The following is a 15,259-nucleotide window of genomic DNA, read 5'->3' on the forward strand; positions in this document are numbered from 1 at the left end:
AATTTAGTTATCCACAAATCTACTTAATAATTCTCTAACACTTTCAGGGTCTTTGACGTAATATTTGGCCTTGGTTTTTTTGAAACCTACTTTGACTGAGTATGAGGACTTTGGAAGATCTTCAAACATGTATTCGTCGGTCCAATCATCACCAATGGCAAACACAAAATCATAAGGTGCTTTGTTAAGCCAGCGTGAAGAAGCACGTCCTTTGTTAACACTACTGCTTTTTATTTCCATAACCTTATTACCGTTTAATACCGCCAAATCCCTATTGGAAATTAAGCTGGTTAACACGGTATTTAATTCCATAGTCCTGATCTGGGCCAATTCTGGATCGGCTTTCCGGTAGTGCCAAGCTAAGGAGTATTTTTTCTTTTCTATAAAGGTTCCTGGAGTTCTATCTACAAAGGATTCTAAGATGGGCATGATATTTTCCATCCAGTTTATTTTGATGCGTTCCAGCATTTCCCAATCTTTATTTTTGTCTTTGAGCCACACGCCATGGTCTGTAATGAGGTTGTATGGTTTGTTGCCAAACCAATTTTCAAAAGTTTCTTTGTCACGACCACTAATGATAATGATATCGGTATCGGGTAACTGATTTAATTTATCCAGTAATTTGATGAGTTGCTCGTCTGGTTTGGCATCTTGTGGGTCGTTCTGAAAACCAGCCAAGGTACCATCATAATCCAAAAAGAAAGCTCTTTTATTGGCCTTCTTAAAGTCGGCAATCATGGCATCTTGATTGGGTGTATCCATTTTTTTGGCTACAATGACCTCGCCCAGGCTTTTAGTGGCATTTAGAGATTTCATGAATTCGCTAGCCCATTTTTCTATACTATACCTTTGAAGTCGCTTTTGAAGAATTTTCATGCGTTTGTTTTGTTCTTCCAGCGGCATTTCAAGTGCAAACTTCAGGGTATCTGCTATTTGTTCAAAATTATTGGGGTTGATCAATAAGGCTTCATTTAATTCTTTGGAAGCCCCAGCCATTTCACTTAATACCAAAACTCCGTCTTGATTGACTCTGGTAGCAATGTATTCCTTGGCTACGAGGTTCATACCATCACGAATGGGTGTAATAAGAGCCACATTAGATGAGGTATATAAATCGATTAAATTATCAAAAGGCATGGATCTGTAGAAATACCAAATAGGCGTCCAACTTACCGTGGCAAACTTTCCGTTGATGCGCCCTACCAATTCGTCTGTTTCCCGTTTTAATTTCTGGTATTGTGGTACATCCGAACGTGAAGGTACGGCGAGCATGATGAGTCGAACTTTTTCTTTGAACTGTGGGTATTTGTTGAGGAAATATTCAAAGGCACGGATGCGGTTGGGAATTCCTTTGGTGTAATCCATACGGTCTATGGATAGGATCATTTTTGTGTCTTCTCCTGCCTGGATGTGATCATCTAACCGCTTTTGGAGCTCTGATTTTTCATCCTCACTTTGATTGAGTTGTTTGTTGGCCGCATCATAAAATTTGTTGTAATCTATTCCCATGGGGAAGGAGTCTACCTTCACAACCCGGTCATGATAAGATACCTCATTGAACTGGACATCCAAACGTAAAATTCGTTTGACCGAACTTAAAAAATGTCTTTCATAATCATAGGTATGGAATCCTAAGAGGTCTGAACCTAACATGCCGTGTAATAATTCTTCACGCCATGGGAAGGTTCTAAAGATTTCGTAAGAGGGATAGGGGATATGTAAGAAGAAGCCAATGGTTGAGTTTGGTTTCTTGTCTTTGATTAATTTGGGGAGCAATAGTAATTGGTAGTCGTGTACCCAAACATTGTCTCCGTCTTCAATGTGTTCGAGAACAACATCAGCAAACTTTTGATTCACTTTTTTGTAGGCTTCCCATTGCTCACTATCAAACTCTGTATATTCTAAAAAATAATGAAAAAGAGGCCAAAGGGTTTTGTTGCTGAAACCGAAATAAAATTTATCGATATCATCTTGGTTTAACGGAACTCTAGCACATTTAGCATTGGCCAGTTCCTTTTCAACTTCTTGCGTTAAGTCCTCTGTCAATTCCTCTTCTGTTAGGCCAGACCACCCAATCCAAATTCCGTCGCCCTCCTCATGAATTGATTTTAATCCTGTGGCCAAACCACCCACACTGGGCTTGACGTTCAATTGATTATCTTCTAGTTTGATTTGTAAAGGAAGTCGGTTGGAAATGATAATGGTTTTATTCATTGAATGTATATCTTGGTTTAAAGAATAGATTTTCGTTAATTTAAAGAAAAAATAGCTGTTAACCTCATAAAACATAAGATTTGACAAATAATTTAGATTATGGAATTATAGGAAATTGTAGAAGTGCCGCTTTAATTTCAAAAACAGGATCTATCGATTGGTGTTGTTTGCCTGAGTTTGATTCTTCTTCGGTTTTTGCCAAATTATTGGATGACCAGATTGGAGGAAGTTTTGAGCTGGAAGTAGATGATAGTTATAGTATTAGTCAGTACTATTTGGACGGAACCGCCATACTGGTAACTAAATTTAGCAATGGGATAGATGTTTTTGAAGTTCATGACTTCATGCCACGATATTATAAACACAATGGCACTTACAATGCCCCACCAGAAATAGTTAGATATTTTAATAGAGTATCGGGGAAACCCACTTTTAGGGTGAAATACCAACCTAAATTAGAGTATGCCAAGGGAGAAACCAAAACCTATGTCAAAGATGATTTTATAGTGAGTTTGACCTATGGTGAAAAATTTGACACCCTTTTCCTGTATACCAATTTCAACAAGGAGGAAGTTGTTAATGGTGATGAGATATCCTTGATGGAAGATGGTTATTTCTTAATGGGGTATAATGAAAAGATTTTTGAAACGTCTACCGAAAAGATGTTTTTGGAGCATCAAAGGACCAAAGTGTATTGGTTGAATTGGCTTGACGTTACTCCAAAATTTAACCTATACCAAAAAGAAATATTACGAAGTGCTATGACCTTAAAGCTTTTGACTTATGATAAGTCAGGGGCGGTTCTGGCAGCAGCCACTACTTCCTTACCCGAAACCATAGGGGAGGTAAGGAATTGGGATTATCGATTTTGTTGGATACGTGATGCCTCCATGGTAATTAAGGTGGTTTCGCAATTGGGTCATAAAAATATAGCTAAAAGGTATTTGAAGTTTATCATTGATCTAATACCAGATAAAGATGAGAAGCTTCAAATCATGTACGGAATCAATAAAGAAAAGATTCTAACCGAATACAGTCTGGATCATTTAGATGGTTACCAAGGTTCTAAACCAGTGAGAGTAGGAAACGCCGCTTACAAACAGAAGCAAAACGATATCTATGGTATTTTGATGGATGTCATTTACCAGCAATTTGTTAATTTCTCGATGGATATTGAGAACACCGAGGAGTTGTGGACCATTACTAAAGGCATTGTTTGGGTGGTTAATAAACACTGGCGGGAACCAGATAAAGGGATTTGGGAATTTAGAGCTGAAGACAGGCATTTTACCTTTTCAAAAATCTTGTGCTGGACCGCAGTGGACAAAGCCATCAAGGTTGCTGAGATTTTAGGCAAATCCAGAAAAATAACGAAGTGGAAGTTGATTGAGTCTGAAATTCGAGAAGATATTATGGCCAATGCTTGGAACAATGAGGTGAAAGCCTTTACGCAATCTTATGGCTCTAAGGATTTGGACGCTTCAGTTTTATTGATGGAATCTTATGGGTTTATAGATGCTAGAGACCCTAAATATGTGAGTACGGTAAATGCTATAGAACGTGAGTTGAGTAACGACGGACTTTTATACCGCTATAAAAACCAAGATGATTTTGGACTCCCATCATCTTCATTTACAATTTGTACCTTTTGGTTTATCAACAGTTTATTTAAAATAGGAGAGGTACAGAAGGCTAAAAAGCTGTTTGATAAATTGTTGTCTTACAGCAATCATTTGGGCTTGTTTAGTGAGGATATCGATTTTAAAACTAAGCGCTTGTTGGGTAATTTCCCGCAGGCCTATTCCCATTTGGCACTAATAGAAACGGCCATCAATCTTTCATCCACCACAGAGGAGGAGCGGATTAAGGAGACGATAGGGTAGCCAATACCGGTAAGTTACAATTTTGCTTATTTGCCTCAAATAATTAAAATGCAAAAAAAACATTATAAGGTAGTACTCATTTCAATGAGCGGCGTTAGAGTTCAAAATAAAAAATTACTTGAACTCGGTTTGACACTTCCCGGCTTTGTTGAAAGGAGTAAGGTCATTGCAAGTCTTCCGAGTTTGGGTTTATTAACCTTGGCATCGTATACACCTGAAAATTGGGATGTCATTTATAGGGAATTGGATCAAATTACGGATTATGATCTAGAAGATATAATCAACGAGGATCCAGATATCATTGCTTTCTCAGCTCTTTCAGCTAGGATTAATGAAACCTACAGATTATCGGAGAAATTTAGAAAACTTGGCATTACAACTGTAATTGGCGGACTGCATGTGTCAGCATTACCCGAGGAGGGGATGAAATTTGCTGATAGCATAATTCAGGGAGAAGGAGAAAATATTTGGAAAGTTCTTTTATCGGATTTTGAACAAAACAATTTGAAACCTCTTTACAGTTCCATATCAAATTCAGAATACACTTTCGATTTTAAGAATTGCAAAATACCGAAATATGAATTGTTGGATATATCGAAGTATAATCGATTAACGATCCAAACAACAAGAGGATGCCCTTTACATTGTCATTTTTGCGCTGCTTCTCGAACTATTAGCCGATACAAGAAAAAGCCCATAGCTCAAATAGAAAAGGAACTAAATAAAATTCTTGATGTTTGGCGTAATCCGTTTATTGAATTGGCAGACGACAATACTTTTGTAGATAAAGTATGGTCAAAACAATTATTGGAACTATTCAGAAAGTATCGAATAAAATGGTTTACTGAAACTGATATTTCGATTGCTTATCATGATGACATCCTGGAGCTGCTTGCAGAGTCAAATTGTGCTCAAGTTTTAATAGGATTTGAAACTTCGTATGCTAATGGCTTGAAAGGAATTGATAGAAACAATTGGAAGCTAAAACAGTTTGACAATTATTACAAAGCCATAGATAAGATTCAATCTTATGGAATTTCAGTCAATGGATGTTTTATTTTAGGTTTTGATACGGATACCAAACAAACATTTATTGATACGCAGGAGTTTATTAGGAAAAGTAATCTTTCAGAAGTACAAATTACATTGTTGACGCCGTTTCCTGGAACGGATCTCTATGAAGATTTAAAAAGAGAAAACAGATTATTGATAGACAATTTTTGGGATAAGTGTACTTTATTTGATGTGAACTTTATACCTAACAATTTTACCGTAAGAGAACTGGAATCTGAATTTCAGGTATTAATGTCTAAAGTTTATTCAGATGAAATGGTGAAAGAACGGAAATTAAAATTCAGAGACATATTAAGAAATAAAATTACCCGCCAATCTTATGAAGATAATTAATACCATATCAAGACTTCTCGCTTTTCAACTTACTAGAGAAGAAATGCTAAATTTTAATAAGTATCATCTTATTGCTGGAATGTTAGGGACTTGGCTAGTAGGAATGGGTAGGTATTGGGATGACCCTAAAGCAAGTCTTTTGCAACATTTAGGTTTGGGATCTCTTATTTATATCTTTGCTCTAGCAGGGATTATTTGGTTGATTCTATACCCTTTTAAGGTCCCAAATTGGAAATACTTTACTGTTCTTACATTTATTAGTTTAACTTCTTTTCCAGCCATCTTTTATGCGATTCCAGTAGAAAGATTTACGGCAATTGAAACTGCAAACACGATTAATGTTTGGTTTCTTGCCATTGTTGCTGCTTGGAGACTTGGTTTGCTCTATTTTTTCCTTAAAAGGTTCACAAGATTAAGTACCGGAAATATCTTAACGGTTACATTAATGCCTATTTGTGTAATTATATCAACATTAACGGTATTGAATTTACATAGAGTGGTTTTTAATATAATGGGAGGTGTAAGAAACTCAACACCACATGATGCTTCATATGGTGTCTTGATGTTTCTTACAGGGATTTCAATGATTTTGACCATCCCTTTATTAATATCTTATGGTGTAGGTATATATAAAAATAAAAAAAGGAGAGTTAAATAGTAGAGAGAAATCTGAATGAAAAACTTTAATCCCATGGCTACTAAGTTATTTTTTATATCAATTGTAATGTTATCCTTTTTAGGATGTTCATCAAAAATTGAAGAGGTTAAACCTATTGAGAGCATTTACAAATTATGGTATCAACAACCTGCAGAAATTTGGGAGGAAGCCCTTCCCATTGGTAATGGAAGACTTGGGGCCATGGTTTTTGGGGGAATTGGCACAGAAACCATACAATTTAATGAGGAAACCGTGTGGGCAGGAGAGCCTGGGAACAATGTGCTTCCAGAAATAAGAGAGTACTTGCCTGAAATACGTCAATTAATTTTTGAAGAGAGGTATGAAGAAGCGCAACAATTAGCAAATACTTATTTGCCAAGACGCGCTACTTCCGAAATGAATTATGGGATGTGTTATCAACCTGTGGGGAATCTAAAAATGGTTTTCCCAGATAGTGTTCAAATAGATGATTATTACAGAGATTTGGACATCTCAAAGGCTGTTAGCCATGTTAGATACAAAGCTGGAGATGTTACTTATACAAGGAAATACATAGCTTCTTTGAGCGATGATATTATGGCTGTGGAAATTTCAGCTGATAAGCCCTCTGCTATATCATGTACCTTGTCAATGAATAGTCCGCATGAGCACCAAGAAGTTAAAATTAAGAATCATGAAATTTGGTTGCAAGGAACGAGTAGTGATTATGAAAACAAAAGGGGAAAGGTCGCTTTTACCACCATTGTTAAACCCAAGGTTTATGGGGGTAATTTACAAGCAACCGATAGTTCCTTGGTGATTTCGGGAGCTGATCGACTCGTTGTTTTTTTATCGGTTGGAACGAACTTTAAATCCTATAATGAACTTTCCAATGATCCAGATAATATTGCGAGTACTAAATTAAATGCTGCCTATAAGAAACGGTTTGATGAGCTAGAACAATCCCATGTTAGTACCTATAAAAACTATTTTGATCGTGTAGCGATTGATTTAGGAGAAACCGATTCCATTAAAAATCCAACAGACGTCAGGTTAAAGGATTTTAGTAAGGGCGATGATCCCCAGATGGTAGCCTTATATTACCAATTCGGAAGATATCTTTTAATCTCTAGTTCCCAACCTGGTACACAAGCTGCCAATTTACAAGGAATTTGGAATCATTTGTTACGCCCTTCTTGGGATAGTAAATATACGGTGAACATTAACACAGAAATGAATTATTGGCTTGCTGAACCTACTCATTTGCCTGAGTTGCATGAACCACTGTTCGATTTAATCGAGGATGTTTCCAAAACGGGACAAGAATCTTCAAGGGATATCTATGGCGCTCGAGGTTGGAACATGCATCATAATACTGATTTATGGCGTATTACAGGTGTTGTAGATGGTGGGTATTACGGTTTATGGCCTATGGGTGGCGCTTGGTTGAGTCAGCATATTTGGTATCACTATTTATATAGCGGAGACGAAGCTTTTTTAAAGGAGAAGTATCCTATTTTAGAAGGAGCAGCTTTATTTCTTGAGGATATATTGGTAAAAGAACCAAAAAATGGTTGGCTAGTAGTGAGTCCTTCCATGTCTCCAGAAAATGCGCATCACAGTGGCGTTACCATAGCTGGAGGAACCACTTTGGATAACCAATTGGTTTACGATGTATTTAGTAATGTCATTCAGGCTTCTGATGTTTTAGGGGTTGACAAAACCTATGCCGATAGCTTAAGAGAGAAGTTAAAACAATTGGCTCCTATGCAGGTTGGTAAATGGGGGCAATTGCAAGAATGGATGGAGGATTGGGATCGCCCAGGTGATAACCACCGCCATGTTTCACATTTGTATGGCCTGTATCCTTCCAATCAAATATCTGCTTATCACTCACCAGCCTTATTCACGGCTGCCAAGACTTCCTTGGAAGCTAGGGGAGATGAATCTACAGGATGGTCTATGGGGTGGAAAGTGAATCTTTGGGCGCGATTGTTGGATGGCAACCATGCTTATAAACTCATAAAGGACCAATTGACGCCTTCTATTCAAGCAGATGGGACTCAAAAAGGAGGTACTTACCCTAATTTATTTGATGCGCATCCACCTTTCCAAATTGATGGAAACTTTGGATGTACTTCTGGAATTACCGAAATGTTGTTGCAAAGCCATGACGATGCTATTCATTTGTTGCCGGCACTGCCTGATACTTGGGAGGAGGGTCATATTTCTGGGTTACGGGCCCGAGGTGGTTTTGAAGTTGGCTTGAAATGGAAGCATGGGAAACTGAACCAAGCTACTATTAGGTCAACCATAGGAGGTATATGCAGAATTCGGTCATATGTGGCTTTAAAAGGCCAGGGTTTGAAACCAGCAGAAGGAAATCATCCTAACACCTTGTTACATAGTAGAGCCAATTCATTTCAAGAAGATGTTTTGGTGGAGAATTTGAAAAAGGTCTATGAGTATGATGTACAGACCGAAAAAGGGGATGTTTTAATTCTGGAGGTTGTTGAGTAAAGTATTTTTGATTTTTGTTGTTTTGATGGGAGATGTTAGTTTGATTAGTGAGTTGATATAGTTTAGTCGACAAATATTTGTAAAGCAATTTTAACTGGATAAGATGAATAATGTACTGACATTTAGTTCAAAAAAACAATTTTATATAAGATTTCCGTTAGGACTCGTATTAATATTGATATTTGGGGTTTGCCCGATTCTTATAAGTGCAATTGGTGCTGAGTTATCAGAAATGATAACTGGACAAATTTGCCATGAAGCAAATTGTTTTTGGGGCGGAATTTTTTGGTATTCTTTTTTTACAATTCCTTTGGCTTTAATTTTTTTAATGATATGGTTAATAAATGGATTTTTAACCATGCTTAAATTCAATAAGCTAATTTCTTAAAGCAAGTAAAAAACTTTTAATTTTAAATAGAAGCAAATAACCTGATTTTCCTGTGGAATTGCTCAAAGGATTATTTCATCCAGAATCCTAACCAAATTGAGACAATTACGAAATATGCTCATTTAAAAAATTAGCAGGATTTAAGGATTGAAGAGGAGAAAAATATTCCTTTAATAAAGTTGAAATTGTCAGTGGATAAAGAAATTTTAATCAAATAGATTGTCGAATAGAACAATAAAAAAGCCAACTCAAAGGAGTTGGCTTTTTACTTGGATTCATCATAAGACTCTTGTTAAAAACAATACTGGTTCTCGCTTTTAACTTTTTCAGCAATCCTATTTCTTAAATCAACCACATTAGGCATGTTGGTGTATTTGGTAAAACGTTTTAAGCCCATAAGCATCATGCGTTGTTCGTCACCTTCTGCAAAGGACACAATACCTTCCTTGGCATTTTTGATGGTAATTTCAACAGCATTATATAGGTATAATTGAGCCATGGCAATTTGTTCTTTTTGGGAGTCTGCTCCAAAACGTTTGGCATTCTTTTCAGCACGCAAAATACCAGATTCTGCCATATAGATTTCGATAAGAATGTTTGAAGCAGCCATCATCAATTGTTGGTGTTGCTCTAAATCGGGTCCGAATTTTTGAACCGCCGCTCCAGCAACCATTAAGAAGACTTTCTTTAAGTTGGCCAATACGGCTTTTTCTTCTGAAAATAATTCAGAGTAATCTGGTGTGTCAAATGACGGAATACCCATCAACTCTTCCTGAACTTTCATGGCTGGACCCAATAAATCTACATGACCTTTCATGGCCTTTTTAACCAACATACCTACAGAAAGCATTCGGTTAATTTCATTGGTTCCTTCATAAATCCTGGCAATTCTAGCATCTCTCCAAGCGGCTTCCATAGGGGTATCTTCAGAGAATCCCATACCTCCAAATATTTGGATGCCTTCATCGGCACAATTTTGAACATCTTCAGAAACGGCCACTTTTAAAATGGAACATTCAATGGCATATTCTTCAACGCCTTTTAATTCGGCTTCCTGATGGGAATTCCCTTGGTTTAGTCTAATCTCGATGCGGTCTTCAATATTTTTAGCAGCTCTGTAAGAGGCAGCTTCCCCAACATAGGCATTGGTTGCCATTTCGGCTATTTTGGATTTAATAGCACCAAAATCTGAGATTGGTGTTTTAAATTGTTTACGCTCGTTAGCATATTGTACCCCGGTGGTAGTAATACGTCTTTGCGAATCTAAACAGGCTGCGGCCAATTTAATGCGACCAATGTTCAAAGCATTCATGGCAATTTTAAAGCCTTCACCGCGACCAGCCAACATGTTTTCAACTGGTACTTTGGTATCATTGAAAAAGACTTGTCTGGTAGATGATGCACGTATACCTAGTTTGTGTTCCTCTTCCCCCATGGTGATACCATTTTCAGGATTGTTTTCCACAATAAACCCAGTGATGTACTTGTCGTCTTCAATTCTTGCAAAGACAATAAACATGTTACAAAACCCAGCATTGGAGATCCACATTTTTTGTCCGTTAATCAGGTAATGTTTCCCGTCCTCGGACAATGTAGCGGTCGTTTTACCAGAATTAGCATCACTTCCGGCACCTGGTTCTGTAAGGCAATAGGCACCAAACCATTCCCCAGTAGCTAGTTTGGGTACGTATTTTTGTTTTTGTTCTTCCGTACCATACAAGGTAATTGGCATGGTTCCAATTCCTGTATGGGCTCCAAAGGCGGTACTAAAGGAACCGGTTCCGCTGGAGATGTAGTCACAGACTAACATGGTAGATACAAAGCCCATACCCATTCCCCCGTATTCCTCAGGGACGGCAACACTTAAAAAGCCCATTTCTCCAGCTTTTTTCATGCATTGCTCAGTAAACGCATAGTCTTTGTTTTCAAAACGGTCTCTGTTTGCAATAATTTCACGGTCATTGAATTCCTTTACGGATTCTTTCATCATTTGTTGCTCCTCGGTAAAATCTTCAGGAGTGAACACATCTTCACAAAGGGTTTCTTTGACCAAAAATTGGCCGCCTCTTAAAATATCTTTTTCTGTAGTTTCCATAATGTTTTAATTTGAGAGAAGAGAGTATAGAATATAGAGAATAGACTACTAGTTAAGACCATTTTGGAAACCCATGGTCATTCTTTGAAATTCTTCTATTTTCTCTTCAAGTGTGGTTAATGTTTTTTTATTAATATAATTTCTATGATGAGCAATTAATAGTTGGGTGCTAAGTTCGAAGGACGAACCGAGTGCTATATCCAAATAATTACTAAATGAGTTATTACTTTTTGCCGAACCTTCTGCTATATTACTGGGCATAGAAACCGAACTTCGGCTTATTTGAGATGCTAGGTCATAACGCTCGTGCTTAGGAAAATCAACTAAAATATCAGAAATGGTATTTGCAATTTCTAATCCCATCTGCCAAATCTTAAGATTTTTATAGTTGTGTCTCATAAGGTTTAAGAGTCAAGTCTATTTTCTCTATTCTTTTTTCTATACTCCTCCTTAGGATAGAAATTCAAAAATCCCACATGCTCCTTGACCTGTACCTACGCACATGGTTACAGCGCCATATTGGCCTTTCATATTTCGTTTTCTCATTTCATCAAGTAATTGAACAGTCAATTTAGCACCAGTACATCCCAGTGGATGTCCCAAAGCAATGGCCCCACCATTTACGTTGACGATATCGCTGTTTAAGCCAAGTTCTCTTATGACTGCCAATGATTGGGACGCAAAGGCTTCATTTAATTCTATCAAACCTAAATCATCTTGTTTTAGACCTGCTTGTTTTAAGGCTTTTGGAATGGCCTTAACAGGACCAATTCCCATAATTCTAGGTTCCACACCAGCTGCGGCATAATTGACCAAACGGGCAATAGGTTCTAGATTGAGTTCTTTAACCAGCTCTTCGCTCATAATCATCACAAAAGCAGCGCCATCACTCATTTGTGATGAGTTTCCTGCTGTCACACTTCCATTGGCCGCAAATACTGGGCGTAATTTTCCTAATACGTCTAAACTGGTATCGGCTCTTGGACCTTCATCTTTTGTTACCGTATAGTTTTTTGTCGTTTTCTTACCATTGTCGTCTAGGAATACATGTTCTACATCTATAGGAACAATTTGATCCTGAAACCGGTTTTCAGCTTGTGCTTTTAAAGCTTTTTGGTGCGAATTATAAGCGAATTCATCCTGGTCTTCACGCGAAACCTTAAATTCATTGGCCACGGCTTCGGCTGTCAGTCCCATTCCCCAGTAGTAGTCTTCGTGGCCAGCTTTGGCTGCTTTATAATCGGGTACGGGTTTGTAACCTCCCATAGGGATGTAACTCATGCTTTCAACACCACCGGCAATAATACAATCGGCCATTCCTGCCTGAATCTTAGCAGTTGCGATTCCAATGGTTTCAATTCCAGATGCACAGTATCTATTTACGGTCACTCCTGGAACGTCTTCAATTTGTAAGCCCATGAGCGAAATCAAACGTCCCATATTAAGACCCTGTTCTGCTTCTGGCATCGCATTACCAACAATGACATCATCAATGCGGGTTTTATCAAAATTAGGAAGCTTGTCCATCATAAATTGAATGGTTTCTGCCGCCAATTCATCTGGCCTTTTGAATCGGAAAACCCCTCGAGGAGCTTTACCTACGGCCGTTCTATATCCTTTTACTATATATGCTGTTTTCATTTTTTCTAAAGATTTTTGGATTCAAGAGCCAAGAGTCAAGATGTCCTGGTTCTTGTGTCTTGATTCTAGTTTCTTAGTGGTTTTCCTGTTTTTAACATATGCTGAATACGTTCCAGTGTTTTTCTTTCTGTGCATAAACTCAAGAAGGCTTCACGTTCTATATCCAACAGGTACTGTTCGCTTACAAGTGTCGCTTCAGATAGGTCTCCACCTGCCATAACATAGGCCAATTTGTTGGCTATTTTTTTGTCATGTTCACTGATGTAGTGACCTGCTTCCATAGAATCTGTACCTACTAAAAACATTCCTAAGGCTTGTTTACCCAGTACTTTGACATCTGTTCTTTGAATGGGTTTGGTATAGCCTTGGTCGGCCATCAACCTAGCATAAGCCTTGGCTGTGGCAATCTGTCTGTCTTTATTCACAACCACCACATCTTTTCCTTTTTGAAGAACGCCTAAATCAAAGGCCTCATAAGCGGATGTTGATACTTTTGCCATACCAATGGTTAAGAAATATTCTTGGAGCACATTTAATTCCACATCATTCTTTCTAAAGGTATCAGAGGCTCTCAAGGTCATTTCTTTAGAACCACCGCCTCCAGGAATCACTCCGACTCCAAATTCTACCAAACCAATATAAGTTTCGGCTGCTGCTACCACCTTGTCTGCGTGCATAGAAAGCTCACAACCCCCACCTAGAGTCATACCATGTGGTGCTGAAATGGTAGGGATAGAGGAGTAACGCATACGCATCATGGTATCTTGGAAGTACTTGATGGCCATGTTCAACTCATCATATTCTTGTTCTACCGCCATCATGAATATCATACCAATATTGGCCCCTACAGAAAAATTAGCTCCTTGGTTTCCAACAACCAATCCATCAAACTCTTTTTCTGCTAGATCAATAGCCTTGTTGATTCCTGCTAGAACATCACCACCAATGGTGTTCATTTTAGATTGGAATTCACAATTAAGGATGCCATCTCCCAAATCTTCGATAACCACACCTGAGTTTTTAAAGACTTCTTTAGATTTTCTGATGTTATCTAAAATGATAAAGGCATCTTGTCCAGGGATTTTGGTTTGTTTTTTGGAAGGGATATCATAATAATAGGTAGCCCCGTTTTGAACACTGTAAAACGATTTGCTACCAGATTCAAGCATCTCATACACCCAAGCATTTGGTTCATAGCCCTCTGCTTTCATGATGTCGATACCTTTTTCTACACCAATGGCATCCCAGATTTGAAAGGGACCATGTTCCCAACCAAACCCAGCTTTCATGGCATCATCTAATTTATATAGGTCATCAGATATTTCTGGAATGCGGTTTGATACATAGGCAAACATAGCCGCAAAGTTCTTTCTGTAAAACTCTCCAGCTTTATCTTTTCCGCTAACCAATATTGGGAAGCGATTGATAACCTTGTCAACGGTTTTGGTAAGCTCTAAAGTGGCAAACTTGGCCGATTTTTTAGCTCGGTATTCTAACGTATCTAAGTCTAAAGACAAGATGTCGCTGCTTCCGTCGTTATTTTTTACTTTTTTATAAAAACCCTGTCCTGTTTTGCTTCCCAACCAATTGTTGTCCATCATGGTTTGAATAAACCCTGGGAGTTTAAAAAGGTCGTGTGCTTCATCGTTAGGACAATTTTCATACAACCCATTGGCTACATGAACCAAGGTGTCCAACCCGACTACGTCTACGGTTCTAAAGGTAGCAGACTTAGGACGACCAATGACAGGACCAGTTAATTTATCAACTTCTTCAATAGTGAGTCCCATATCCTTTACTTGATGGAAAAGACTCATTATTCCAAAAATTCCTATACGATTACCAATAAAGGCTGGTGTATCTTTGGCAATAACTGACGTTTTTCCTAAGTATTGCTCACCATAACTGTTTAGGAAATCCAATACATCTTGAGATGTTTTTGGTCCTGGAATGATTTCAAATAATTTCAAATATCTCGCTGGATTGAAAAAGTGTGTTCCACAAAAATGCTTTTGGAAATCTTCACTTCGTCCTTCGCTCATAAATTGAATCGGAATTCCAGAGGTGTTGGAGGTTATAAGTGTTCCCTCTTTTCTGTGTTTATCTAGATTTTCAAAGACCTTCTTTTTTATATCCAATCGTTCAACAACCACCTCAATGATCCAGTCTGCTTCAGAAACTTTGGCGATATCATCTTCTAAATTCCCAGTGGTAATTCTACTGGCAAATTTTTGATGGTAAATAGGAGATGGTTTGGATTTCAAGGCTGCTTTTAAGGAGTCATTTACCAAACGGTTTCTCACCATTTTGTGCTCTAAGGTTAAGCCTTTGGCTTTTTCGGCCTCTGTTAACTCTCGAGGCACAATATCTAAAAGTAATACCTCGACCCCAATATTTGCAAAATGACAGGCAATGCCACTTCCCATAATTCCAGAGCCGATTACAGCTACTTTATTAATAATTCGTTTGCTCAT

At 37.9% G+C, this 15,259-nt stretch carries 10 protein-coding genes; 4 read left to right on the plus strand and 6 right to left on the minus strand.

Features of this window, described 5'->3' with window-relative positions:
* Window positions 1-3 precede the first annotated feature (3 nt).
* Complete coding sequence (locus tag GZ212_RS11950; protein ID WP_166960521.1) at window positions 4-2,214, minus strand: bifunctional alpha,alpha-trehalose-phosphate synthase (UDP-forming)/trehalose-phosphatase; 2,211 nt, start codon at window positions 2,212-2,214, stop codon at window positions 4-6.
* An 80-nt stretch (window positions 2,215-2,294) separates the two neighbouring features.
* Here GZ212_RS11950 and GZ212_RS11955 point away from each other — a divergent pair, with 80 nt between their 5' ends.
* The 4 genes from GZ212_RS11955 to GZ212_RS11970 are packed head-to-tail and all read left to right on the plus strand — an operon-like array spanning window position 2,295 to window position 8,661.
* Complete coding sequence (locus GZ212_RS11955) at window positions 2,295-4,097, plus strand: glycoside hydrolase family 15 protein (protein ID WP_053971762.1); 1,803 nt, start codon at window positions 2,295-2,297, stop codon at window positions 4,095-4,097.
* Between the two features lie 48 nt (window positions 4,098-4,145).
* Entirely contained in the window at window positions 4,146-5,504 is a 1,359-nt protein-coding gene (locus GZ212_RS11960) for a B12-binding domain-containing radical SAM protein (RefSeq protein ID WP_166960524.1), read from the plus strand.
* Entirely contained in the window at window positions 5,491-6,162 is a 672-nt protein-coding gene (locus tag GZ212_RS11965; protein WP_166960527.1) for a hypothetical protein, read from the plus strand. Before GZ212_RS11960 ends, GZ212_RS11965 begins: the two co-directional genes overlap by 14 nt.
* 33 nt (window positions 6,163-6,195) lie before the next feature.
* Window positions 6,196-8,661 (plus strand): glycoside hydrolase N-terminal domain-containing protein, encoded by a 2,466-nt coding sequence (locus tag GZ212_RS11970; protein ID WP_166960530.1) that lies wholly within the window; start codon window positions 6,196-6,198, stop codon window positions 8,659-8,661.
* Between the two features lie 141 nt (window positions 8,662-8,802).
* Here the strand turns inward: GZ212_RS11970 and GZ212_RS11975 are convergent, their stop codons facing one another.
* The 5 genes from GZ212_RS11975 to GZ212_RS11995 all read right to left on the minus strand — a co-directional run bounded on the left by GZ212_RS11975 (window position 8,803) and on the right by GZ212_RS11995 (window position 15,259).
* The gene (locus GZ212_RS11975) at window positions 8,803-9,033 is read right to left on the minus strand and encodes a hypothetical protein (protein ID WP_166960533.1); all 231 of its coding nucleotides are present in this window, start codon (window positions 9,031-9,033) and stop codon (window positions 8,803-8,805) included.
* A 308-nt stretch (window positions 9,034-9,341) separates the two neighbouring features.
* Window positions 9,342-11,144, minus strand: a complete 1,803-nt coding sequence (locus GZ212_RS11980) for an acyl-CoA dehydrogenase family protein (protein ID WP_166960536.1) — start codon at window positions 11,142-11,144, stop codon at window positions 9,342-9,344.
* 48 nt (window positions 11,145-11,192) lie between these two features.
* A complete protein-coding gene (locus GZ212_RS11985) occupies window positions 11,193-11,543 on the minus strand; it encodes a four helix bundle protein (RefSeq protein WP_166960539.1) in 351 nt (116 codons plus the stop codon).
* A 51-nt stretch (window positions 11,544-11,594) separates the two neighbouring features.
* A complete protein-coding gene (locus GZ212_RS11990; protein WP_053971766.1) occupies window positions 11,595-12,785 on the minus strand; it encodes an acetyl-CoA C-acyltransferase in 1,191 nt (396 codons plus the stop codon).
* Window positions 12,786-12,850: 65 nt separating this feature from the next.
* Complete coding sequence (locus GZ212_RS11995) at window positions 12,851-15,259, minus strand: 3-hydroxyacyl-CoA dehydrogenase/enoyl-CoA hydratase family protein (protein WP_166960542.1); 2,409 nt, start codon at window positions 15,257-15,259, stop codon at window positions 12,851-12,853.

The sequence above is a fragment of the Mangrovimonas sp. CR14 genome, assembly GCF_011764015.1.
Taxonomy (GTDB): Bacteria; Bacteroidota; Bacteroidia; order Flavobacteriales; family Flavobacteriaceae; genus Mangrovimonas; species Mangrovimonas futianensis.

What these genes read in the sequence shown, in the direction of transcription:
- GZ212_RS11980 (WP_166960536.1), bottom strand. Translation starts at nt 11,144, where the DNA reads ATGGAAACTACAGAAAAAGATATTTTAAGAGGCGGCCAATTTTTGGTC.
- GZ212_RS11970 (WP_166960530.1), top strand. Translation starts at nt 6,196, where the DNA reads ATGGCTACTAAGTTATTTTTTATATCAATTGTAATGTTATCCTTTTTA.
- GZ212_RS11960 (WP_166960524.1), top strand. Translation starts at nt 4,146, where the DNA reads ATGCAAAAAAAACATTATAAGGTAGTACTCATTTCAATGAGCGGCGTT.
- GZ212_RS11995 (WP_166960542.1), bottom strand. Translation starts at nt 15,259, where the DNA reads ATGAGCAAACGAATTATTAATAAAGTAGCTGTAATCGGCTCTGGAATT.
- GZ212_RS11985 (WP_166960539.1), bottom strand. Translation starts at nt 11,543, where the DNA reads ATGAGACACAACTATAAAAATCTTAAGATTTGGCAGATGGGATTAGAA.
- GZ212_RS11990 (WP_053971766.1), bottom strand. Translation starts at nt 12,785, where the DNA reads ATGAAAACAGCATATATAGTAAAAGGATATAGAACGGCCGTAGGTAAA.
- GZ212_RS11965 (WP_166960527.1), top strand. Translation starts at nt 5,491, where the DNA reads ATGAAGATAATTAATACCATATCAAGACTTCTCGCTTTTCAACTTACT.
- GZ212_RS11950 (WP_166960521.1), bottom strand. Translation starts at nt 2,214, where the DNA reads ATGAATAAAACCATTATCATTTCCAACCGACTTCCTTTACAAATCAAA.